The sequence below is a fragment of the Propionibacterium acidifaciens DSM 21887 genome (assembly GCF_000426605.1).
Taxonomy (GTDB): Bacteria; Actinomycetota; Actinomycetes; order Propionibacteriales; family Propionibacteriaceae; genus Propionibacterium; species Propionibacterium acidifaciens.
On sequence record NZ_AUFR01000006.1, the window covers coordinates 69,115 to 93,960 of the forward strand.

The window sequence follows — 24,846 nt, forward strand, 5'->3', positions numbered from 1 at the left end:
ACTCGCCCCTGGGCACGACGAACCAATGTTATTAAGAACAATTCTTAATTGAGAATAGGTTAGTGTATACTTATCTTCACTGTGCTGCAGGACACTTCCCGGACTCCGGATCCATACGTCGAGGAGCATGGAGCATGACCGGTTCGACGATGCATGACGACACGCTCGGCGCGCCCTCCGACGGCCGGACCACCGAGACTTCGGCGAGCCCGCGGAGCCTCCCTCTGGCGCCCATCCAACGCGCCTACACGATCGGACGCGCGACGGACCAGCCCCTGGGCGGGGTCGACTGCCTGTCCTATTTCGAATTCGTCGGCGGCAGCATCGACACGGCCGCGCTCCAGACACGGGTGGACCGTCTGCGCCGGCACCCGGCACTGCGCGCATCGATGGACCTGTCAGCGGGCCTGCTGCGCGAGAACGACCTGACCGCCCCGACGGTGGTGGTGCACGATGCGACGGCCTCGCAGCAGAAGGCCGACCGCGTCCGGAGACGGGTCCGCGACCGCCTGAACCGCAGCGTCCTGGACGTCGAGCACGGCCAGGCCTGGGCCGTCGAGGTGACCCGGGCGCCGCACGAGTCAATCATCCACATCGTCATCTCGCTGGCCGTCACCGACATCCACGGAGTCATCCGGATGATCGAGGAGCTCGCGAACGACGAGGAGCTCCCGCGCATCGGGTTCGCCGAGCTCGGGGAGAAGCTGGCCCCGCCCCGGAAACGCAGGCTGCACGCGGTCGAGGAGGACTCCGGACCGCTGCCCGAACCACCGGATCTGTGCGTGGCCTACGACAGCGTCCCCGGCACGAGGATCACCCGCCACCGCAGGAGGCTCGACAGGGAGCACTGGGAGCGCTTCGGCCGACTCGCCGCACGGCTCGGCACGAGCAAACCGGTCCTCCTGCTGACCCTCTACGAGACGATGCTGGCGCGCTGGTCGACCACCGACGAGTTCATCGTCTCGCTGCCCGGTCTGGACGTGCGTCGCAGCAGGGGCCAGATCGCCGACCGCACCCGCGTCCACGCCATCCGGGCAGCGGTCGACCCCGGCAGGGATCTCGACGAGGCGACCACGGCTGTCGCCGGGGAACTGCGCCGCCGACTGCTGAGCGGCACCAGCGCCCTCGACGAACTGCGGGAGGCCCGCGCGCACGGGCACAGCGGCATGTCGCCCTTCGTCTTCACCTACAACGCCGAGGCCCCGATCTTCTCCCCCGCCGTGACCCGCGTCCTCGGCAGGCAGGAGGTGACCCGATCCTCCACCCCGCAGGTGGCCCTCGACGCCCAGGTGATCCAGTTCGACAGCGACGGGGTGGAGATCTCCTTCGACGTGCGCGACGGCGCGCTCCGCGCGGGCGACCGCGCCGGGGCGCTCATGCTCGACAGCTTCTACGAGTCCATCGTGCGGGTCGCCGAGCTGGACCCGCAGCGGCCCTGGCCGAGCCTGGACGAGCTGGTGCGCCTGCCCGCCGAGCTGGAGGCCCGGCGCGAGGCGCTCAACTCGACCGATCCCCTGCCCGGGCGCCGACTGCACGAGCTGTTCATGCGTCACGTCGAGGAGGAGCCGCGGGCCATGGCGCTGCTGTGGCACGACGATGGGGGCGCCCACGAGATGAGCTACGGGCGGCTCGACGAGGCCGCCCGCCGGATCGCCCATCGGCTGGCACCGGTGACCCGCCCGGGCGAGCTCGTCGGCATCAGCCTGCCGAAGGGCCCCGAGCAGGTCATGGCCGTCCTCGGCGCGCTCTACAGCGGCTGCGCCTATCTGCCGTTGTCCGTCGAGCTGCCGCCGGCGCGCAGGCGGGCCATCGTCTCCTCCGCCCGGCTCGGCGTCACCATCGACCGGGGGCTCGTCGAGGCGGCGATGCGGGCCGACGCCCCCGCCGGCGACCCCGTCCGCCCGACCGGGCCCGACGACAGCGCCTACGCGATCTACACCTCGGGCTCCACCGGGGAGCCCAAGGGCGTGCTCATGAGCCACGCCGCCGCCGCCAACACGGTCCAGGACGTGGCGGGGCGGCTGGCGCTGGGTCCGCGGGACCGCGTCCTGGGCGTCTCGTCGCTCGACTTCGACCTGAGCGTCTTCGACATCTTCGGCCCGCTGTCGACCGGCGGCGCCCTGGTCTGCATCGACGAGGACGAGCGCCGCGACGCCTTCGCCTGGTTGCGGCTCGTCGCCGAGCACCGCGTCACCATCTGGAACTCCGCGCCCGCCCTCGCCGAGATGCTCTGCGCGGCGGCCGGTCCGGACGAGCGGCTGCCGCTGCGGGCCTGCCTGTGCTCCGGCGACTGGATCGACCCGGGGCTGGGCGAGCGGATGGCGGGGATCGCGCCCGGCTGCGTCCTGGCCGCAATGGGCGGGGCCACCGAGGGGGGCATCTGGTCGAATCTGCACCTCGTGACCGGCCCCGACGACCTGAGCCGGGACTGGCGGGCCGTGCCCTACGGCCAGCCGCTGCGGGGCCAGGCCTACCGCGTGGCGGACCGGCACGGCCGGGACTGCCCGCCCGGGGTGGCGGGCGAGCTGTGGATCGGCGGCGCCAGCCTCGCCACCGGCTATCTGAACCGGCCCGAGCTCACCGCGGAGCGCTTCCCGACGCTCGACGGCCGACGCTGGTACCGCACCGGGGATCTGGGCATGTGGGACGAGGACCTGCTGCTGCACTTCCTCGGGCGACGCGACAGCCAGGTCAAGATCCGGGGGCACCGCATCGAGCTCGGCGACGTCGAGCAGCATCTGCGCTCCATCGACGGCGTCCGCGAGGCGGTCGTCGTGCCCACCGCCGACAGGACGGCGCTCATCGGGCTGATCAGCCCGGCGGGGGGCCACCCGGTCGATCCGGACCGGATCGTCGAGGCCCTCGCCGAGCGGCTGCCCTCCTTCATGCTTCCCCGCCGGATCAGGACGATCGACCGCATGCCGCTGTCGGCCAACGGCAAGATCGACCGCGGGAGGGCGGCCGCCATCGCCCTCGACGACCGGGAGCGGGTCGGCTCCCCCGCGCCGTCGGGGGACTCGTCGGCGCCGCCGGAGGACGACGACGCACGGCGGATCGGCGCCGCGTGGAGCCGGGTCCTGGGGGTCCCGGTCACCGGGGACACCGACTTCTTCGCCGTCGGCGGCGACTCCCTCGACGCCACGAGGGTCTGCGCGCGGCTGCGCGCAGACGGCTACGGGGTCACCGTCGCGAGCCTGTTCACCAGGCCCCTGCTGCGCGACTTCGTCGCATGCTGCCGACGGAGCGCGGCACCGTCCGAGCCGTCCCCGGACGACGCGGCGCCGCTCGGCGGGGAGGCCTTCCCCCTGTCCCCGCTGCAGCGGGGCTACGCGCTCGGGATGGACGGCCTGCCCGGCACGGTACGGGCGCGCACCCAGTACGCGGTCGTCCTGGCCGGCGACGGCCCCATCGACGGCGCCGCATTCGCCGACGCCGTCACGGCGCTCGTCCACGACTGCGCCGCGCTGCGCTGCATGCGCGAGGGCGACAGCATGCAGCGGGTGCGCGCCGACGCGCCCGTGCCCGTGCTCACCGCCAGTGGGCCCCTGCGCGAGGACCTCGAGCGCAGAAGGATCGGGGCCGGGCACGTCATCGAGGTGGTGCTGCCGGACGGCACCGCCACGCGGTGCGAGGAGATCGGGCTCCTGGTCGACTACCTGTGCCTGGACGCCCCGAGCCTGTCCCTGCTGATCGGCGCGATCTCGGAGCGCCTCAGCGGCGGCCCGGGGCGCCTCGGGAGCTCCGCCGAGGACTTCGCCCGCTTCTGCACCCGGTTGGAGCGCGCCGCCCGGGACGACGGGTCATCGGCCGCCGGCCGCCGGCTCCCCGACGGGCCGGACGTGCCCGCCCCGGGACTGTCCGGGCAGGAGGTCGGCTTCACCAGCCTGCGCGCGGCGCTCCCCCGGGACTGCCTCGCCGCCCGGCGGGCCGCCGAGCAGCAGGTGACGCTGAGCGCCCAGGTGCTGGCCGAGCTGGGGGCCGCGCTCACCGCCGCGAGCGGCCAGGAGTCGGCCACCATCACCCTGCCCATGCAGCACCGCCCCGATGACGCCCCGGAGACGGCGCTCGGCTGCTTCACCAGGCTCGGCCACTTCGTCTGCGGCCCCCGGCCGCAGCCCCGGGCCTCCCACCGGGCCATCGGCGAGGCGCTGTCGAGCACGAGGACCGGCGTGGAGGCCGGCGCGACCGGGCGGCGCAGCGCGTTCGGGGTGGTGTTCACCTCCACCCTCGGTCTCGGGGCGAGCGGGCGGACCGGGCTCCGCCCGGTCTGGTCGCTCACGAGCACCCCCGGCGTCCTCATCGACTGCCAGCTCACCCAGGGCCCCGGAGGCGCCGAGGTGCGCTGGGACCACCCCCGCGACACGCTGGACGAGGACTGGCTGCGCGCCGCCTTCGAGGACTTCTGCGCCCGCATCGGCGCCCGCCCCGAGTCCTCGGGGCGCCACCCGCGCACCGGGCGGAGCTCGGTGCACCGGCTGCTGTCGGCCGCTCTCGAGCAGCTGGGGGACGTCGACTCGGCCGTCGTCGGGGCCTGGCGCCGGGCCACGGCGGGGCACGGCCCGGCGGACGCCCCACTGGACTGGCAACCGCAGGACGCCCTGCTGCTGGCCGACTGCGCGGCCGGCCGCCGACCCGTCGAGGAGCTGCTGCGCAGCCCCAGGCTGTCACCGGTCGGGCTCATGCGCTCCCATCCCCGGACCGGCACCATCCTCCAGGGCCTCATCGGCGAGATCCGCGACGACGCCCGGTCGCGCAATCGACCGCTCGTCGTGGTCGAGCTGGGCGCGGTGGCCAAGCCCTCGGCCATGGCCGCCCTGCGCGAGCAGGGGGTCGACGTGCTGTGGGTGGTCGTCGAGCCCGACGATCTGCTGCGCGAGCAGGCGGCCCGGGAGGGCATCGACGCCGTCCGCCGGGTGCCGCCGCTCGTCGCCGACGTCGTCATCGGGCTGGGCGTGCTGCACCGCGACCGCCGTCTGCTGCACGAGCTGGCCCACGTGCGGCGCGGCCCCTCCAGCTGGGCCCTCATCGCCGAGCCCACCGAGCTCACCGCGCACGGGCTCGTCTCGGCCGGGCTGCTCGACCCGGGCCTGCTCGACGGCACGGCCCTGCACGACGGCTCGCACTGGTGGATGCGGCTCCAGCAGGCCGGCTGGTCGCCCCGCTCGGCGCGCGTGCTCGACGACGGGCTGCTCGTCGTCCGAGCCCGCGCCGGCGCCGACCGCGCCGACCCGCCCGGGACCGACGGCCCGGCCCCGCTCGGGGCCGCCACCGCCGAGCAGCCGCCGCGACCCGCTCAGGACGACGCCGGGTCGCCGGCCGCCCCTCGGCCCGGCTTCGAGAAGACGCATGCCGCGGCTCTGGCCGACGCCACCCGGCTGTGGCGCGAGAACCTGCCGCTCGGCGAGGACCCCGATCCGGGCACCGACTTCTTCGCGGCAGGCGGCGACTCCCTGCGCGCGACCCGTGTCGTCAGGGGGCTGCAGGCCCTCGGCTGGCGGCGGATCCGCATGGTGGACGTCTTCACCACGACCGATCTCGACGAGTTCGCCACCCGCATGGCCGAGAGCGGGCGCGAGGCCGCAGGCGGCGCCCCGGCCGGCCCCGACCCGACGTCCGCCGCGTACCCCCTCAACGCGGTGCAGCGCGCCTATCTGACCGGACGCGACCCCGAGCAGCTGCTCGGCGGCGTCGCCGCGCACTGCTACTTCGAGTACGAGGCCGAGCGCCTCGACCCGCACCGTCTGGAGACGGCGGTGGGCGCCCTCGTCGCCCGCCATCCCGCGTTGCGCACCGTCACGAGGAGCACCGGGAACGGGCCCGTCGCGACGGAGCTGCCGGCCGCCGACTGGCCGCTGGTCGAGTCCAGCGCCGATCCCCGGGACGAGACCCTCGCCGAGGTGACCGATCCGTCGGCCCACGGCCCGCTGACTGTGCGCGTCCACGAGCACGGGGACGGAGCCACCATCGGCATCGGCATGGACAATCTGATGCTCGACGGCGCCTCGATGATGATGGCGCTGCAGCAGCTCGGGGAGCTCTACGCCGACCCGCCCGAGCACGTCGACCCGATGCCCGGTCCCGCCGCCTACCGGAGAGCGGCCGACCAGACGGACGGGCCCGAGATCCAGCGGCTCGACCGCCGGCTCGACAGGCTCCCCGCCGTGCCCCTCCTGCCCTCACGCGACCAGCTGCTGGGGCTGCGCAGCCCCTCCTTCGAGCGCGTCCGGGCCGAGCTCGACGGGCGGGACTGGCGAGCCGTCGTCGAGCGCGCCGCTGAGCTACGGGTCACGCCCGCGGCCATGACCCTGGCCGCGTACGCGGCCGAGCTGGCCGGGCTCAGCGGCCTGGACTCGGTGACGGTCAACGTCACCCGCTTCGACCGCGATCCCGCCCTGGCCGGCATCGAGCAGGTGCTCGGCGACTTCACCAGTCTGAGGCTCATCCCCTGCCTGGACACGGGCGACCCGCTGCCCGAACTCGCCCGGCGCGTCCAGACCGAACTCGCCGATGCGGCGGACGACCCGGCCGCCGACACCACCGCCCTGCAGCGGCGCATCGTCGCCCGTACCGGCGACCCGACGGCGGCCATCCACCCGATCGTGTTCACCTGCGGCCTGGGCCTCGGCGCTGCCGGGGGGACGGACGTCCCCGACCCCCGCGAGCTCGGCTTCGCCAGCCTGCGCCATGCGCGCTCCCAGACGCCCCAGGTCGTCCTCGACCTGCAGGTCTTCGCCGCCGACGACGGCCTGCACCTGAGCGCCGACCACGTCGTCCAGCTGGTCGAGCCCGCGCTGGCGCGCCGTCTCGTCGAGGGCGTCGCGAGGCGACTCGTCTCGCTCGTCGACGCCCGGCGCGGGCCCTCCCGGGCCCCGGCCGACGAGCTGACCCGGACCGTCACCGAGGCCTGGCGCGCTGCCCTGGGCACCGAGCAGGTCGACCCGACCACCGGCTTCTTCGCGGCCGGGGGCGACTCCCTGCGCGCCACCCGCTGCATCCGCGAGCTCCACGACCGCGGCCTGGGACAGGCCGGCCTGCGCATGCTGCTGGCCAGTACCGATCTGGCCGGCTTCGTCGAGCTGCTGCGGCGGGCCGGCGCGGGCCAGGACGGCGGGCACCGGACCCCGCCACCGCTCCCGGACCGCGCGGATCGGCCCGTCACGCCCGATCCCGGGGAGGCCCGGGCGGCGGGCGCCGCCGGGGCGACGTCGTCCGAGCCCGCGGAGGGCACGCCGTTCCCCCTCACCGAGGTGCAGACCGCCTACCTGGTGGGCCGCACCGGCGCCTACAGCGACGGCGGGCTGGGATGCACCGGCTACGTCGAGTTCGATCTCGACCTCGCGGGACTGGGCATCGGCGATCTGCGCGACCAGGGCGAGCGAGCCGCCGTGATGGACCGGCTCACGCAGGCCTGGGACCGGGTCTGCGCCGCCCATCCGATGCTCCGGGCCGTCATCGGCTCCGACGGCACGCAGTCGGTCCGCCCCGGCATGCAGGTCCCGATGCAGATCGAGCTCGACCCGGACGACGAGCGCGGCGAACGGCTGCGCCGCGAGCTGTCGGCCCGTCAGTACCAGATCGACTCCGACCGTCCGATGATGGACATCGTCGCGCGCATCACCGACGAGGGCGTCGTCGTGCACCTGTCGATCGACCTGCTCATCACCGACTACACCGGAATCCGCTCGCTGCTGCACGATCTCGACCGCGCGCTGGACCACCCCGATGAGCGCATCGCCCCGCCCAGCCTGAGCTTCGCCGCCTACCAGAGGCTCCGCCAGGCCCGGGCGGCCACGAGCGGGGCCCGCGCAGAGCGCGAGCGCGACCTGGCCTGGTGGCGCGAGCGGATGACCCGGGCCCCCGAGCCGTTGCGCCTCGCCGCGCCCCTCGAGAGGCCCGAGGAGGGGGCCGTCAGCCGACGCCGCAGCCATCACCTGCCCGGGCCCGCCTGGGAGGCCTTCACCGCCGCCTGCACCGAGCACGCCCTGACCCCCTCGTCGGTTCTGCTGGCGCTGCTGGGCGCCGTGGGCCGCCGCTACGGCTCCCAGGAGGAGTCGCTGGTCACCGTGACGGCCGTCCAGCGCGAGCAGCTGGCCCCCGACATGGCGCGCATCGTCGGCGACTTCACCACCGCGGTGCTCGCCCGGGTCCGATGCACGCATCACCTGCTCGAGGACGCACGGGCCACCCAGCAGGAGATCTTCGACGCCCTCGAGCACGGCTCGGTCTCGGGGCTGGAGGCATCCCGGATGATCGGGGCCCGGGACGGGGACGGGGCCCGGCGGGCACGGACCGTTCCGGTCGTCTTCACCTCGACGGTCGGCGCCAGTCCGCTGCCCGGGCCCCGTCGGCTGCGGGTCCGCCCCGGCAGTGGCATCAGCGCGACGCCGCAGGTGCTCCTCGACGTGCAGATCACCCCGGCCGGCGACGGCGTCACCGTCGACTGGGACAGCCGGGTCGGCGGTTTCGACGAACGCCTTCTCGACGAGGCCTTCGCCGACTACTGCGCCGCCGTCGACGCGCTGTGCACCGGCGATCGGTGGCCCGACGGGCCGGCACTGCCGCAGCGGGCCCCGCGGCCGGTCGAACGGGTCGGGCGCGGGTCCGCACGGCTGGAGGGCTCCGTCGTCCTGCAGGCCGACGCCGGCCCGGAGGCCGTGGCGCTCATCGACGGGTCGGAGCGCCTCACCCGGGGCGAGCTCGTTCAGCGCGCCAACGCGCTCGCGACGAGCCTGCTCCACGGGGGCCTCGGCGTCGGCTCGCCGGTCATGGTGCGGCTCGGGCCCGGCGCCGGGCAGATCGTCGCCGAGCTGGGCGTCCTGCTGGCCGGCGGCTGCTTCGTCCCGATCGACCCGCAGTGGCCGCCGGCCCGGACCGCCGAGATCAGTGCCGCGCTCGCCAGCGCCTGGGGGGCCGCCCCGCTCGTCGTGGACGACGACGCCGTCCAGGCCGCCTGCAGCCCGCAGGCCCCGCCCGCCGCCGGGGCCCCGTCCGCCGTGGACGCGGGCCCCGAGGAGACCGCCTACGTCATCTTCACCTCCGGCTCCACCGGCACGCCCAAGGGCGTGGCGATCAGCCACGAGCAGGCGCTCACCACGCTCTCCGACATCGCGGGACGACTGCGTCTGGGGCCCCGCGACCGCGTCCTGGCCGTGTCCCGGCACAGCTTCGACCTGTCGGTCTTCAACGTGTTCGGCGTCCTGGGCGCCGGCGGGGCGATCGTCGTGCCGCGCTGCGGACAGTCGGCCGACCCGCAGGTCTGGGCCGAGGAGATCGCGACGAACTCGGTGACCCTGTGGAACTCCGTCCCGGCCCAGCTCACGATGCTCCTGGACGAGGCCGGGGCCGCCCCGTCCAACCCGCTGGGCAGCATCCGGGCCGCCCTCGTCTCGGGCGACTGGATCCCCGTCGACCAGCCCGCACGGCTGTGGTCGCTGGTTCCGGGAGCGCGCTTCCTGGCCCTCGGCGGCGCCACCGAGGCGTCCATCTGGTCGAATCTGCACGAGGTGGCCCCTGGCGAGCACCACGAGCGGTCCATCCCCTACGGACGGGCTCTGAGCAACCAGGGCCTGTGGGTGCTCAACCCCGACGACGAGCCGACGGGCGTCACCCAGCCCGGAGAGATCGTACTGGCCGGGGACGGCGTGGGGAGGGGCTACATCGGCGTCCCCGCGACGGCGGACGGCGCCTTCTTCACCCACCCGGTCGCCGGCGAGCGCTGTTATCGCACCGGCGACCGCGGACGCCTGCTGCCCGACGGCGAAGTCGAATTCCTGGGACGGCTGGACGAGGGGCAGGTCAAGCTCAACGGGCACCGCATCGAGCTGGGCGAGGTCGAGCGTGCGCTGCGGCTCGTCCCGGGCGTGTCCGATGCGCTCGCGGCGGTCGCCGGGGACGAGGACCGGCAGGGCCGCTTCCTGGTGGGCGCCGTCGTGGCCGAGAGCCGGGCCGATGAGTCGGACCGGCTCGTCGGACGGGCGCTGGCCGCCTCGCACGAGGCGGCGCGGATCGACGAGCAGGCCCTTCGTCGGCTGGCGGCGCTCGTCAACGACACCGTCCACGCCGTGATGGCCCACCACCTGGCGAGGGCCTGTCACGGTCCGGCCACGGTCGAGCGGATCGCCGACGCGCTGGGGGCCTCGGGCCGGATCGACCTGCTGCGCCGCTGGGTCGCCAGCCTGACCGGGGCCGGGCTGGCCAGCACCGCCCCGGACGGGACCGTCTCGTTCGGCCCGACCAGGCCGCTGGAGAGCATCTGGCCCCAATGGGACGAGGTGGAACGACTGGGCCGCGAGCAGCACTACGGCGAGAAGATGCTGGACTACGTCGGGCAGTGCCTGCGCCGGATGCCCGGACTGCTCAACGGCAGCGTCGACGCCCTGTCGCTGTTCTTCCCGCAGGGGCGCACCGATGTGGCCGCCGACTCCTACCAGGGCAATCTGGTCAGCACCTATCTCAACGGCCAGTGCTGCGCCGCGATCGCCGCCATGGCGGACCGCGCCGTCCGGGACGGCCGGGCACTGCGCATCCTCGAGATCGGCGCCGGCGTCGGCGGGACGACGGCGCCGGTGGTCGAGGCGCTCGGCGGGCGGCCCTACGAGTACCTCTTCACCGACCTGTCCGAGTTCTTCCTGCACGACGCCCGACGCCGCTGGCCGCAGCTGCGCACCGCGATCCTCGACATCAACGATCCTCGGCAGATCGACGCCCTCGGCAAGGACTTCGGCAAGGACTTCGACGTGGTGCTGTCGGCCAACACGCTGCACAACGCCGTCGACATCCCCGCCTCGCTGCGCGCGCTGCACGAGCTGCTGCGCCCGGACGGGGCGATGGTGGTCATCGAGTCCACCGCGCCCCTGCCGGCGCTCATGGCGTCGATGGAGTTCAAGTTCAAGGCCGGCCCCTCGCAGATCCACGACGAGCGCCGCCTCACCGGGTCTCCGTTCCTGACCCGCGACCAGTGGGAGCGGGTGCTGGGCGAGATCTTCGCGGGCGTCCACTCCTACCCGCCACGGGGTCACGGCCTCGAGGCGGGCGCGCAGAGCATGTTCTGGGCAGGCGTCCACCGGACCGGGCTCGATCTGGAGGCGGTGAGCGCCGGCGCGGCCGAGCGCCTGCCCGCCTCGATGCGACCCCGCCGGCTCGTGGAACTGCCCGGGATCCCCCTCACCGCCAACGGCAAGCGCGACCGCAGGGCCGTCGCGGGGCTGGCGACGGGGCCGGGCACGAGAGCCCCGGATGGGCCGACGACCGCCGCGCAGGCGACGACCGCCCTCCCGGCGCCGGGGAACCCGCCGTCCGCGGCGCCCGACGCGCCCGTCGCACCGTCGCCGACCCAGGACGTGACGGCCGATCCGTCGGAACGGATCAGGATGGTCTGGCGGGAGGTCCTCAACCTCGACCCGTCGAGCGCGATCGCCGAGGACTCCGACTTCTTCGCCCTCGGCGGCGACTCACTGCTCCTCGCACGCGCCGTCGGCCAGGTCCGCAGGGCCCTGACCGATCCCGAGACGACCACCTGGGACCACGTGCTGCGCACGGTCGTCGACGATCCCACGCCGCGCGGCTTCCTGAGAGCCGTCACCGCCTCCGGTCCCGGCCCCCGGCTCCCGGCGACGCCCGGACCCGCCGTCGGGCAGGAGCGGCCGAGCGCGCCGGTCACCACGCCGGTCGACGGCCGGGGGCGGCCGAGCACGCCGACGGGCCCGACGGTCACCACGCTGGTCGACGGCCGGGGGCGGCAGGCCCGCGGGCGGCCCGTGCTGGTCCTCGTCCATGACGGCTCGGGCGGGCTGGGCCCCTACGAGGATCTGGTCGAGCAGCTGCGCGCCGACGGGAGCCACGAGGCGATCGGCCTGAGTCGCTCCACCGACGACGGCTATCTGCGGACCCCGCCCGAGCGGCTCTTCGGCGAGCTCGCGGACCGCTACGCCGCCGAGATCGCCGCCCGGGGCGACCGGCCGGTGCACCTGGTCGGCTACTGCATGGGCGGTCTTCTCGCCACCGGCACGGCCTCCCGGCTGCTCGCCCGGGGACTCGACGCATCGGTCACCGTCATCAGCTCCTACCGGATGCCGTTCACCGTCGGCAGCGAGCTGCTCATGGACTTCGCCCTGGCCAGGCTGCTCCACCGCGAGCCGGCGCAGGCCGGCATCGTCCTGGCCGAGGACGAGCTGGGCAGGGCCCTGACCGCCGCCCGCGAGGCCGGCAACGAGGTCATCACCGACGAGCTGCTCGCCCGCCACGGGGACCCCTCGCTGCGCGAGGCCCTGGCCCGCGCCCCGCGCACGGTCGACGAGCGGCTGGCCCTGCTGGCCGCGGACTCGGACGGCCAGTGGTCGACCGATTCGCTGAGGGGCGCCCGGCAGGTCTTCGCCCAGTCGATGGCGGCCGTCGCGGCCTGGGACGAGCCGGCCTTCCTCGGCCGGATGCAGTTCATCCGCCAGCGCGGGCGCATCGGCTTCCTGCCCGGACTGGGCGCCGACATGACCCGGTTCTGGCAGGAGCAGTGCCTCGGCGAGCTGCGCATCGACGAGGTCGAGGGCAATCACTTCGACTGCCTGAGCGGCCCGCGCGCCGCGCGCATCGCCCGGCTGGTCATCGAGGAGAGCGGTTCATGAGATTCCTCGTCATCGGGGCGACCGGCACCGTCGGGCGCGCCGCGGCGGCCGAGTTGGCCCGTCTGTGCGGACGCGGGGACGCGATCGTCCTGGCGGCACGGGACCGGGAGCACGCGGAGGAGCTGGCCGCCGCGCTCGCCCCCGGCAGCCCCGCGGAGCTGTCGGCAACGACCGTGCGTCTTCCGGCGGCGCCCGACGAACCGGCGCTGGGCGGGACCGACGCGGTGCTGTGCTGCGCCGGGCCGGCGGTTCGTCTGGCGGAGGATCTGGCGCGGGGCTGCATCGAACGCGGCATCGCCTATGCGGACGCGGGCGGCAGTCGGCGCCTGCTCGACGCCCTGGACGGGCCCGCCCGCGAGCGCGCAGTACCGGTGCTGCTGGGTGCGGGCGTCCAACCGGGCCTGCTCGGCGCGATGATCCGTTGGGCGGGCCAGGAGGGATCGCGGCGGATCACCGTCCACTGCGGCGGGCGCCAGCGGCTGACGCGGGCCGGCGCCGAGGAGTACCTCGCCTCGCTGTCGAACGATCTCGGCTGGCCCCGCGGCCGGTGGGTCGACGGCTCGATCATCGCAGGCGACGACCCCGGCCGGGCCGTCCTCCCGTCGATGTACGGCCCGGGGGCCTCACGGCATCTCCATCTCGACGAGGAGTGCGCCGACGCGGCCCGGGAGCTGGCCCTCACCGAACTGACCGCCTACACCGTCATCGGCGACCCGGTCACGGCCTCGGCGCTGCGCGCGGTGATCGCCGGTGAGACGGATCTCGGCGAGGCGATCGCGGCCGCCTCCCCCGCCGAGCCCGTCTTCGCCATCCACGTGGTCGGGGAGCAGGGCGCCCTGGAGTTCTCGTGCACCGACAGCTACGCCGCCAGCGGGCGCATCGCGGCCCGCACCGTGCGCCGCATCGGCGACGAGGAGCCCGGAGCGCGCTGGGCCTCGACCAGCCCCGCCTGCGAGGACTGGCGCGAGGGGCTCGGAATACGCAGTGCGCCCGCCGTCGCAGAGCCGAGGAGAACGGGCCCCGCCGTCACCGCGCGGACGGCCGAACGGGACAACCGCCCGCGCGCGATCGTCGTCGGCGGCGGCTTCGGCGCCCACTACGCCAGGGCGCTGGCCCGGAAGGACTCCCCGGCGCGGCTCGTCGGCGTCGCGGGAAGGGGAGGCGCCCGCAGCAGGGCGCTGAGCGAGGAGCTCGCCGTCCCCCTGCTGCCCGGGGCGGACGCGGCCGAGGCCGAGCTGGCGGTCGTCGCGGTGAGCAGCGACATGATCGGCGGCCCCGGCACGGACATCGCCCGAGGTCTCCTGGAACGAGGGATCCGCGTCGTCCAGGAGCACCCCGTCGACGGGCGGATCGTGGCCGAGCTCACCCGGACCGCCCGCGAGAACGGCTCGGTCTACCTGCCCACGGGCTTCTACGAGCACCTCGACAGCTCGCGCGAGTTCGTGAGGGTCTGCACACGGCTGCGCGCCGACGGCAGGCTCATCCATGTCGAGGCCCGTACGAGCGTTCAGCTGCTCGAGCGCTGCCTGCTCGTCCTGGCCGAGGCGATCGGCGCCGCCCCCACCGGCGCGCCCTCTGTCGCCGCAGCGAGCGGCCCGGAGCGGATCCTCGTCAGCGGGCTCTGGGGGCCGACACCGGTCGATCTCATGGTGCACAACCGCTGGGACCCCGAGGACCCCGACAACCACTGCCAGCCGGATCTGCACGCCGTCGTGACGACCCTGGACGGGGAACTGCGCTGGGACCATGTGCACGGCCCGCTGCACTGGCTGCCGCGCATGCACCTGAACTCGGGGCGCCTGCACGACCCCGACTCCCCGATGTGCTCCGCACTGGGACCCGACGAGCCGATCCGCGCCCGGGAGATCCTCGGGCGCCTCTGGCCGGCCGCGATCCACCGTGCGGTGAACCGTCTGGTGCAGGCCCCAGCCGGCCGCCCGCTGGTGGACCAGCGCACCCTCCAGACCCTTGCGTGGTGGGCGCGGCTGCGCTCGGCGATGCCCATCCCGACTCCGATCGCCTCGGTCGATCCCGAGCCCCTGGAAGTGGGGCGTCCCTGCTCATGATCGTCGTCCTCGAGTTGTTCCCCCATGCCGGCGGCATGGCCCACCAGTACGCGCCCCTGAGCAGGCGTCTTCGCGGGCTGTGCGCCGGGTACGGGGCGGAGGTCGACATCCGGGTGGCCGACTACCGGGCCGACGGCCCGGCGCGCGACGTGCAGCAGATCGCGCGCTCGTGCGCCGAGGAGCTGGCCCGCGGCGACGGCCCCGTCGTCCTGGCGGGCCATTCCCTGGGGGCCTTCGTCGCCTACGAGACGGCCCTGCTGCTGGCCCCGACCTCCGGGACGCTGTCGCTGGTCGTCAGCGGTCAAGTGGCGCCGCAGCTGCACCGCGGGGGCTCGCTCCACCTGGCCTCCGACGAGGCGCTGGTCGAGGAGCTGACCCGCGTCGACGGCGGGAACCGGGAACTCTTCGCCGATGCGCAGATGCGTTCGGCCTTCCTGCCCTCGATCCGCGACGACTACCGGCTGGTCGAGACCTACACGCCCTCCGAACCGGGCGCTCCGCTCCAGCGGATCGTCGCGGTCAAGGGGGACCGGGACGGGGAGCTCGACGTCCACACGATGGCCCTGTGGCGCCGCCACGCGCGCCAGTGGTGCGGACCGATCATCGTCCCGGGCTCGCACATGCACCATCTGAATCCGCGGGGACACCTGGCGGAGATCCTGACGGGGGAGGTTTTCCGATGCCTGACAAGGCCGGTTCCGGAAACGGCATGACCGGTTCGACCGCACTGCGCGAGGTCCTGGGCCCGCACCTGAGACCGCTGGCGATCGCCGCGCTGATGCAGGTGATCGCCTCGGCCGCCTCGGTCGTGCCCCTGTGCGGGCTGCTCGTGCTCATCGGGCGCCTCACCGGGACGGCGCCGGGCTCGCCGTGGAACGCCCTGCTCGTCTTCCTCATGGGGCTGGCCTGCTCCGCGGGACTCAACTCGCTCGCGCTGCTGGTCTGCCACTTCGTCGACACCGGCGTGCAGGCGCGGCTGCGCCGCGCGCTGGCCGACAAGATGGGACGTCTGCCGCTGTCATGGTTCGACGAGCGCTCGACGGGCCGGGTGCGCCAGCTCGTGCAGAACGACGTCGGCTCGATCCACCAGCTGGTGGCCCACACGATCGTCGACACGCTCGCCGGCGCGCTGACTCCGGCCGCCGGCCTCGTCTTCTGCCTGTGCATCGACTGGCGCCTGGGGCTGGCGAGCCTGGTCCCCTTCGCGACGTACCTGCTCCTCTACTCGTTGCTGGCCGCGCGCGGCAACCAGGAGACCGTGGCCGCCATGCACCGCGGCCTGGAGCGGGTCTCCAGCGCGATCGTCGAGTACGTCAACGGCATCGGCGTGCTGAAGATCTTCGGCCGTCCCGACGAGGGCTCGGCCCGCTTCGCCAAGGAGTCGGCCGACTTCCGCGAGGAGTTCGGCGCCCTCGTCGCACCGCAGATGCGAGCCCACGCGATCGCCGTGACGGCGATCTCGGCGCCGTTCGTCGCGCTCGTCATGCTCGCGGTGGGCGCCTGGACGGTGCACTCGGGCGCCACGAGCCCGTCGGAGGTGCTCGTGACGCTCGTCGCAGCGCTGCTCATGCCGGCCGGCTTCCAGACCCTGGCGGCCTCCGGACAGGCCCGTTCCCAGGCGATGGACGCGGCGCGGCGCATCACCGAGATCCTGCACGGCCCCGAGCTGGCGGCACCGGACCGCCCGGTCCGGCCCGACGGCACGGACATCGAGCTGCGCGGGGTGTGCTTCGGCTACGGCGAGGACGACTCGGACGCCATGGCCCTGCAGGACATCTGTCTGAGCGTGCCCGCCGGCAGCGTCACCGCCGTCGTCGGCCCCTCCGGCTCGGGCAAGTCGACCCTGGCCGCGCTGCTGGCCCGCTTCCGCGACGCCGACTCGGGCTCGATCAGCATCGGCGGGGTCGACGTCCGTGAGATCGACGAATCCGTCCTGCGCGCCACGGTCGGCACCGTGCTGCAGGACCTCCAGCTGCTCGGGATCTCCGTCGCCGACAACATCCGGCTCGGCAGGCCGCAGACCCCCATGGAGAGGGTCGTCGAGGCCGCCCGGGCCGCGGCGATCCACGACGAGATCATGGCGCTGCCGCGCGGTTACGACTCGGTGATCGGCCAGGACGCCCGTCTGTCGGGCGGCCAGGCCCAGCGGGTGTGCATCGCCCGGTCGATCCTGGCCGACGCCCCGATCCTCATCCTCGACGAGGCCACCTCGGCGACCGATCCGGAGTCCGAGACCCGCATCCAGGAAGCCCTGGACAGGCTCGCGACGGGCCGCAGCGTCGTCGTCATCGCCCACCGGCTGCACACCATCGCCGGGGCCGACCAGATCGTCGTCCTGGACCGGGGGCGCGTCGTCGAGCGGGGCACCCATGCGGAGCTCATGGCCGCCGACGGCCTCTACCGCAGCCTGTGGGACAGCGCGAACGCCTCGTCGGAGGAGACCCGGGAAGGAGCGGAGGCACGATGATCCGCAAGCTCAGCCTCATCGCGGGGCCCGGCGGCAGGAACCCGCTCGGCTCCACGATCGTCCTGGCGGTGCTCGCGGCGATCGCCCAGGGCACCGCCGCCATTCTCATCGTCCCGACCATCCGGGCGCTCTTCGCCTCGCCGACCGGCGCCGTGCGCTGGCTCGTCGTGCTGGCGGTCGCCTTCCTCGTCCAGGCGGTGCTGCTCTCCCTGGCCACCTGGGACGGCTTCAAGGGATCGCTGCGCATCATCGACGTCATGCACGAGCGCCTCGGGCATCGGCTGGTGAAGCTGCCGCAGAGCTGGTTCGACGGCCGGGCCCCGGCCAGGGCCTCGCAGATCACCGTCAGCGGCACGATGTTCGTCGCCACCGTCTCGATGGACGTCATCGTGCCCCTCATCGTCGATCTGGCCGTGCCGGCGACGATCGCCGTCGGCGCGCTGGTCATCGACCGGCGCCTGGGGCTGGCCCTCATCACCTCCTGCCTGGTCGTGTGGGTCTCGGCGCGGCTGAGCTCCTGGGCGGAGACCCGCGCCGAGGAACGGGTCCGGGTCCAGCAGCTGGACACCGACCAGCGCCTGCTCGAGTTCGCCCGCAACCAGGTGGCCCTGCGCTCGGCCGGTGTCAGAGGCACCGCCTACGAGCCGCTGGCCGACGGCATCGAGAACCAGCGCCGCGCCATGCGCAGGGCGGTCGCGGCCTCGATCACCGGTTCCATCGTGCAGAGCGTCGTCACCGACTGCGTCTTCGGGGCCACGGTCTCCCTGGCGGTGTGGCTGCTGCTCGGCGGCGCCGACACGGCCACGATGATCGCCCTCATCGGACTGGTCGCCCAGTTCATCGGCCCGCTGCGTCTGCTGGCCAGCTTCGCCGTGACGCTGCGCAAGGCCGAGGAGGAGGTCGGCGCGGTCCAGGAGCTGCTCGACACCCCGGTCATGCCCGAGCCGGACGAGCCGAGGCCCGTGCCGACCGACGCCCGGCTGAGCTTCGACGACGTGCGCTTCGGCTACGACGCGGACGCCCCGGTCCTCGACGGGCTCAGCGCGCAGATCCCGGCCCGCGCCATGACGGCCGTCGTCGGCCCCTCCGGCTCGGGCAAGACCACCATGCTGCGCCTCATCCCGCGCTTCTGGGACGTCGACTCCGGCTCGGTGCGCATCGGCGGGGTGGACGTGCGCGAGATCGGCGAGGACGCGCTGCACCGCTCCATGTCGATGATCTTCCAGGACGTCTACCTCTTCGACGACACGCTCGAGGCCAATGTGCGATTCGGCGACCCCGAGGCCTCCCCCGAGCGGTTGACCGAGGCGATGCGCCGGGCGCGGGTCGACGAGATCGCCGAACGTCTCCCCGAGGGGGCCCGGACCCGCGTCGGCGAGGGCGGCCTGCTGCTGTCCGGCGGCGAGCGCCAGCGGGTGTCCATCGCCCGTGCGCTGCTGCGCCGGGCCCCCGTCGTCCTGTGCGACGAGCCGACGAGCGCCCTGGACTGGTCGACCCGGCGCGCCGTCCAGGACGCCCTGGAGCAGCTGCGCAGCGGCTCCACGCTCGTCGTCATCGCCCACGAGCTGAGCACGATCCGCGGCGCCGACCAGATCCTGGTGCTCGACCGGGGACGGATCGTCCAGCACGGCCGGCACGACGGGTTGATCGCCGAGGGCGGCATGTACGGCCGGTTCTGGGACGAGAGGGCCCGCTCGGCGTCCTGGCGGATCGGCCGCCACGAGGCATCCGCGGACGAGCGGACGCCCAAGGACGAGCAGACGCCCAAGAACGACCAAGCGCCCGAAGACGAGCAGACGTCCGCGGGCGAGAACGAGAACGAGAACTGAACAGAGGCACCGCATGACCACCACCCACAACCCGACGAACGACTCGCCGACGAATGACTCGCCGACGAATGACTCGCCGACGAATGACTCGCCGAACGCCCTGACGACGCGGGACATCCTCACGGCCGCCGCCATGCTCGTCCTGGCGATGGCCGCCAACTCACTGGTCGGCTCGATCCTCCTGCCCATTCCATTCATGTACCTGTACGTCTCGGCGGCCGGCGAGATGTTCCTCAGCGCCATCTTCTTCACGGTCGCCGCCCGACGGATCGACAAGCACGGGCTCTTCCTCATCTGGGTCACCGTGCAGGGCCTCGTCTACGGGCTCTTCGGCTACCCCTTCCTGATCCCCTATTTCCTCGCGCTCGGCGCGCTCTGCGAGCTGACGATGATCGGGGCGGGGAGCTACCGCTCCCCGCTGCGCATCGGGATCGGCTGGTCGGTCCTGTCGGCCGGCATGGTCTTCGGCAATGCGATCCCGCTGTGGTTCGCCTGGGACAGCTTCACCCAGCGCGCCGCGACCAGCGGTTTCTCCCAGGAGCTGTTCGACATGCAGGTGCGCATGGTGCACAGCCCGCTGCACATCTGCGCGGCCATGCTGATCTCGATCGCGGGCGGCGCCCTCGGCATCGGCTTCGCCGACCGGATCATGCGCCGTCATTTCCGCAGGGCCCGGATCGTGGCATGAGCCGGAATCCGTGCGCCGGGGCGGACGGCGGGCACGAACGGCTGGTCAGGATGGACGTGCGCGCGGTGCTCTGGCTCGTCCTGTGCACCATGGTCGCGTCCTATCTGACGCCGGGCCTGCAGGCCCACGCCGGGCTCGCCGTCGCCCTCGTCGCGCTGGCCTGCGCGTTCGGGCGGGCGGCCCTGGGACTGAAGCTGCTGCTGGCCTACGTCCTCGTCACCGTCTGGCTGCAGGTCGACGTGCGCTTCGGCATCATCGTGCCCCCTCCCCTGGCGCTGGCCCTGGTCCACCGGCTGATCCCGATATTCGTCGCGCTCGGGCTGCTGTTCGCCCTGCCCGCCGCCAAGCTCACCGCCGGCATCCGGCAGCTGCCCATCCCGGCCGGCGCCCAGCTCATGCTCACCGTCATGCTGCGCTTCGTGCCGACCGTGATCGCCGAGACGGCCGGGATCCGCGACGCCATGAGGGTGCGGGGCCTGCTCGGCTCGCCGCTGACCGTCCTGCGGAGTCCCCTGCGCACCGTCGAGTACGCCGTCGTCCCCCTCATCTTCCGCGAGCTGAAGCTGGCCGACGAGATATCGGCGGCGGCGGTGGTGCGGGGCATCGAGAGCCCCTGCGTCAAGCACGGCTACTACGTCAACCGGATGCGCCCCGCCGATGCCGCCTTCATGTTCGTCTGCCTCGCGTTCACGGCGGCCGCCGTCGCGGGCCCGCGCCTCATCGCCCGCTGAACAGGAGCCGTATCCCACCATGAACGGATCGATCGCCTTCGACGGGGTCCGCTTCGAGTACCCCGGCCGGCCCGAGCCGGTCGCGGATCTCTCGCTGCGGATCGCCGCCGGCGAGCTCGTCGTGCTGACCGGCCCGTCCGGCAGCGGCAAGACCACCCTCACCAGGCTGGTCAACGGGCTGCTGCCCCACTTCCACCCGGGACGGCTGACCGGGCGCATCCTGCTCGACGGGCGCGACCTGGCGGAGCTCGAGAACTGGGAGCGGGGCCGTTCCATCGGCAGCGTCTTCCAGGACCCCCGCAGCCAGTTCTTCTCGAACGAGGTCGCCGGGGAGATCGCCTTCGGCTGCGAGAACTACGGCCTGCCCCACCGCGAGATCGTCGAGCGGGTGCACGAGACGGCCGGGGCGCTGCGGCTGGAGGGCATCCTCGGGCGGGCCCTCCGGGGACTCTCCTACGGCATGCGCCAACGGGTCGCCATCGCCTCGGCCCGGGCCGTCGACCCGCGGGTCTACGTGCTGGACGAGCCCTCGGCGAATCTGGACCTGGACTCGACCGAGGACCTGCACGAGCTGCTCCGAGGGCTGAAGGAGCGGGGCAGGACCGTCATCGTCGCCGAGCACCGCCTGCACCACCTCATGGACCTGGCCGACCGGATCGTCTGCCTGCGCGAGGGGCGGATCGAGACCGAGTTCACCGCGGACGAGTTCGTCGCGCTGCCCGAGCAGCGGCTCGTCGAGATGGGCCTGCGCATGCCCTCGCTGGAGGCGCTGCGCCCCCGCCCCTGCGAGCGACCCGAACCGCCGGCCGCGGCCTCGCCGATCGTGGAGGCCGTCGGGCTCCGGCGCCGCTACGGCCGGACCAGGGCCCTCGACGGCGTCGACCTGCGGCTCCTCCCCGGGCAGATCACCGCACTCGTGGGGCCCAACGGGGCGGGCAAGAGCGTGCTCGGCAGGACCCTGGCCGGCCTCGTCAGGCCCGACTCGGGCGAGGTGAGGTTGCGGGGCGGGCCCGCCCGCCGCTCCCGGCGGCGCCACGAGGTCTGGTACATCGGGCAGGACCTCGACAGCCAGCTCTTCGGCGAGAGCGTGCTCGACGAACTGCTGACCGGTCGTCGCCACCGCGACCGGCTGCACGGGAGGGCGACGGGGATCCTGCGCGAGCTCGGTCTCGACGGACTCGCCGAGCAGCACCCCTCGACGCTGTCCGGCGGGCAGAAGCAGCGGCTCGTCCTCGGCGCGGCGCTCATGGACGAGGCACCCGTCCTCATCCTCGACGAACCGACCAGCGGCCTGGACGGGCGCACGATGCGCTCGGTCAGCGCTCTGCTGCGCCGCCTGGCCGGGCAGGGACGCACCGTCGTGCTCATCACCCACGACGTCGAGTGCGCGCTCGAATGCTGCACGCGCGTCGTGCGCATGGAGGCCGGACGCATCACCGACGACACGGCTCTGCGCTCGGTCGGGCAGCTGCTGGCGCTGGCGGGCCGGCGCGCCGCGCCGGGGCCGGAGCCCGAGAGGGGGCCCGGCCGATGAGCGGGGCGATCGGGGCCCCGGGGCGCGGCGGGCCGGGGCTCAGGACCATCCTGATCCACGGCGGGATGCACGACTCGTCGTCCCGGCGCCTCGGGTGCCGGGCGGGGCGCGACGAGCACCGGGGGGAGCACGGCCCCGCCCGATCCCGCTGATGCCGCGGTTCCCGGTCGACGACCGATCAGGGCCGCAGGATCAACGGCTCCCGGAGACGAGCTCCTCGGGCCGCCTTCAGATGAGCTCGTTGATGATGATCGTCTGGTCGCGGCCCGGGCCCACCCCGATGCCGGAGATGCGGCAGCCGATGCGCTCCTCGAGGTGGCGCACGTAGGCCCGGCAGTTGGCCGGCAGCTCGTCGAAGCAGCGGGCGCCCGAGATGTCCTCGGTCCAGCCGTCGACGTACTCGTAGATCGGCTTCGCCCCCGTCAGCTCGTTCATGGTGGCGGGCCACTCGTCGAAGCGCTTCCCGTCGACGTCGTAGGCCACGCACACCGGGATCCTCTCCCAGCCGGTGAGCACGTCGAGCTTGGTGAGGAAGATGTCGGTGCAGCCGTTGATCTTCGCAGACTGGCCGACCACGAGCGAGTCGAACCAGCCGCAGCGGCGCGGACGCCCGGTGGTGGCGCCGTACTCGCCACCGTCCCGGCGCAGCCTCTCCCCGTCCTCGTCGAACAGCTCGGTGGGGAAGGGGCCCTCCCCGACACGGGTGATGTAGGCCTTCGAGATGCCGATGACCCGGTCGATGCGCGTGGGGCCGACGCCCGAACCGGTGCAGGCGCCGCCCGCGGTCGGGTTGGAGCTCGTCACGTACGGGTAGGTGCCGTGGTCGACGTCGAGGTGGTGCGCCTGGGCGCCCTCGAGGAGGACGACCCTGCCCTCGTCGAGGGCGTCGTTGAGCAGACGGCCCGTGTCGACGATGGAGGGAGCGAAGCGATCGGCGTACCCGAGCAGCTCCTCGGTGACCTGCTCGGCGTCGATGGGATGGCGGTTGTAGATCTTCGTGAGGATCTGGTTCTTCTGGTCGAGGCTGGCCTCGACCTTGTCGTGCAGGCCGGCCGGGTCGAGCAGGTCCTGCATGCGCAGGCCGATGCGGTTGACCTTGTCGGAGTAGGCCGGGCCGATGCCGCGACCGGTCGTGCCGATGCGTCGTTTGCCGGCGAAGCGCTCGCTCACCTTGTCGAGCGTGCGGTGGTACGGGGCGATGATGTGCGCGTTGGCGCTGATGAGCGGGGGGGCGACGTGCACATCGCGCCTGACCAGCTCGTCGAGCTCGGCGGCGAGCACCCCGAGGTCGATGACGACGCCGTTGCCGATGACGCAGGTGCAGTCGGGGTTGAGGATGCCCGAGGGCAACAGGTGCAGGACGAACTTCTCACCGTTCACGACGACGGTGTGTCCGGCGTTGTTGCCGCCGGAGTAACGGACGCAGTAGTCGACCCGCTCCCCGATCTGGTCGGTGGCCTTGCCCTTGCCCTCGTCGCCCCACTGGGCGCCGATCACCACGATGCCTGGCATGTATGCCTCCCTGGTCGGTGGTCGGGGCGTCCGCCCCGACGCACGAAAGCCCGCTGTGCTGCGCAAGCGCATCGCATCGGGCTCTTGCACAGGGATTCTAAGGGCCGCCGGGCGGCACCGTCGCGGCCGCCCCGCATCTGGACGCCCGACCGGTGCGCCGCGGCGCGGGCGCCCGGGCCACAATGGGGGCCGAGGACGACGGCAGGAGGACGAGGATGCGGCTCATCGCCGACGTGGACACCGGCATCGACGACGCGCTGGCCCTCGTCCTGCTCGCCGCCCGGCCCGACGTCGACCTGGTGGGCGTCTCGACGACGACCGGCAACACGACCGCCGCCCGGGCCGCCCGCAACAGCGCCGCCGTCCTGGCGCTGGCCGGCCGCCCCGGGGTCCCCGTCTGGACGGGCTCGGGCCGCCCCCTCGTCGTCGAGCCGGAGACGACGCCGCAGACCCACGGCGACGAGGGCCTGGGCCGTGCGGCGCTGCCGGACGCGTCCGGCGCCCTGCACCCCGGCGACCCGATCACCGGACTGTGGCTGCCGCAGCTGCGCGCGCACCCCGGGGAGACGACCCTGCTCGTCACCGGCCCCCTGACGAACCTGGCCCTGGCCCTGCGCGCCGAGCCGCGCCTGCCGCGGCTGGCCCGTCGGGTCGTCATCATGGGCGGGTCGTTCAACCACCCGGGCAACACGCTGCCGACCTCGGAGTGGAACGCCTGGTGCGATCCGCACGCGGCGGCGGAGGTCTACGCGGCCTTCGAGGGCCTGCCCGCCGAGCGGCTGCCGCTCGTGTGCCCGCTCAACGTCACCGAGACCGTCGAGCTGCGCCCCGGCGTGCTCGACGGGATCGCCGGGCGGATCGGGGTCGACGCCCCGCACCTGGGCCCGGACGCCCCGCGCCCGGGCGCGCCGAGCCGCACCGGCAGCGCCCTGTTCGATCTGCTCATCGACGCGCTGCGCTTCTACTTCGAATTCCACGCCGACCACGGCTGCGGATACCTGGCGCAGGTCCACGACCTGCTGGCGGCCGAGGTGGCGGTGGGCGAGCCGCTCGGCGCCCGGGCCGAGGCGCTGTGGGTCGGCGTCGAGACAGGCGCGGGCATCACCCGCGGCACGACCGTCGCCGACGTGCGCCGCCTGCTCGGCCGCGCCCCCAGCGCCCGGGTGCTCACGGACGTCGACCCGGCGGCTGCGATCGACGCGCTCGTGAGGGCGGTCGTCTCGCTGTCCACCCGCGGAGGGGGTGCGGGGACGGGCCGTGGGGCGTCAGCCGTGGCCGAGGGCCTTGCGACGTAGTCGCCGGGCTCCTCCCCACGTCCCCATGGCCCCGGCCCGGGACCGCGGCCCGCCGGTCCATGCCGGGGGCGGGAGGGGCGACGGGTCGAGGGGCCGGGGGCCTCGAC

Annotated in this window: 10 protein-coding genes; 9 read left to right on the plus strand and 1 reads right to left on the minus strand. The window is 73.8% G+C overall.

Going from position 1 to position 24,846, the window contains the following annotated elements:
• Positions 1 to 134 precede the first annotated feature (134 nt).
• Genes K336_RS14025 through K336_RS14050 form a run of 8 tightly spaced genes read left to right on the plus strand, consistent with a single transcriptional unit; the run spans position 135 to position 21,932 of the window.
• On the plus strand, positions 135 to 12,617 hold the full coding sequence (locus K336_RS14025) for a non-ribosomal peptide synthetase (RefSeq protein WP_043150161.1): 12,483 nt from the start codon (positions 135 to 137) through the stop codon (positions 12,615 to 12,617).
• On the plus strand, positions 12,614 to 14,683 hold the full coding sequence (locus K336_RS0103180) for a Gfo/Idh/MocA family oxidoreductase (RefSeq protein WP_028706274.1): 2,070 nt from the start codon (positions 12,614 to 12,616) through the stop codon (positions 14,681 to 14,683). The genes K336_RS14025 and K336_RS0103180 overlap by 4 nt, the downstream gene beginning before the upstream one ends.
• Positions 14,680 to 15,396 carry a thioesterase II family protein gene (locus K336_RS14030; RefSeq protein ID WP_021798909.1) on the plus strand — a complete coding sequence of 239 codons (717 nt, stop codon included), beginning with the start codon at positions 14,680 to 14,682 and terminating at the stop codon, positions 15,394 to 15,396. The genes K336_RS0103180 and K336_RS14030 overlap by 4 nt, the downstream gene beginning before the upstream one ends.
• Positions 15,363 to 17,150 carry an ABC transporter ATP-binding protein gene (locus tag K336_RS14035; protein WP_081660532.1) on the plus strand — a complete coding sequence of 596 codons (1,788 nt, stop codon included), beginning with the start codon at positions 15,363 to 15,365 and terminating at the stop codon, positions 17,148 to 17,150. Before K336_RS14030 ends, K336_RS14035 begins: the two co-directional genes overlap by 34 nt.
• Complete coding sequence (locus K336_RS14040; protein ID WP_021798913.1) at positions 17,147 to 18,979, plus strand: ABC transporter ATP-binding protein; 1,833 nt, start codon at positions 17,147 to 17,149, stop codon at positions 18,977 to 18,979. Before K336_RS14035 ends, K336_RS14040 begins: the two co-directional genes overlap by 4 nt.
• Positions 18,980 to 18,992: 13 nt before the next feature.
• Entirely contained in the window at positions 18,993 to 19,667 is a 675-nt protein-coding gene (locus K336_RS0103200; protein WP_081660533.1) for an MptD family putative ECF transporter S component, read from the plus strand.
• A complete protein-coding gene (locus K336_RS14045) occupies positions 19,664 to 20,398 on the plus strand; it encodes an energy-coupling factor transporter transmembrane component T family protein (protein WP_051245359.1) in 735 nt (244 codons plus the stop codon). The genes K336_RS0103200 and K336_RS14045 overlap by 4 nt, the downstream gene beginning before the upstream one ends.
• A gap of 19 nt (positions 20,399 to 20,417) precedes the next feature.
• Positions 20,418 to 21,932: an ABC transporter ATP-binding protein gene (locus K336_RS14050; protein ID WP_051245360.1), complete on the plus strand. Its 1,515-nt coding sequence runs from the start codon at positions 20,418 to 20,420 to the stop codon at positions 21,930 to 21,932.
• Between the two features lie 228 nt (positions 21,933 to 22,160).
• Here K336_RS14050 and K336_RS0103220 read toward each other — a convergent pair whose 3' ends face one another.
• The gene (locus tag K336_RS0103220; RefSeq protein WP_021798178.1) at positions 22,161 to 23,444 is read right to left on the minus strand and encodes an adenylosuccinate synthase; all 1,284 of its coding nucleotides are present in this window, start codon (positions 23,442 to 23,444) and stop codon (positions 22,161 to 22,163) included.
• Positions 23,445 to 23,659: 215 nt separating this feature from the next.
• Between K336_RS0103220 and K336_RS14055 the strand changes: the two genes are divergently transcribed.
• Positions 23,660 to 24,739 carry a nucleoside hydrolase gene (locus K336_RS14055; protein WP_021798179.1) on the plus strand — a complete coding sequence of 360 codons (1,080 nt, stop codon included), beginning with the start codon at positions 23,660 to 23,662 and terminating at the stop codon, positions 24,737 to 24,739.
• The last annotated feature ends 107 nt before the right edge of the window (positions 24,740 to 24,846 follow it).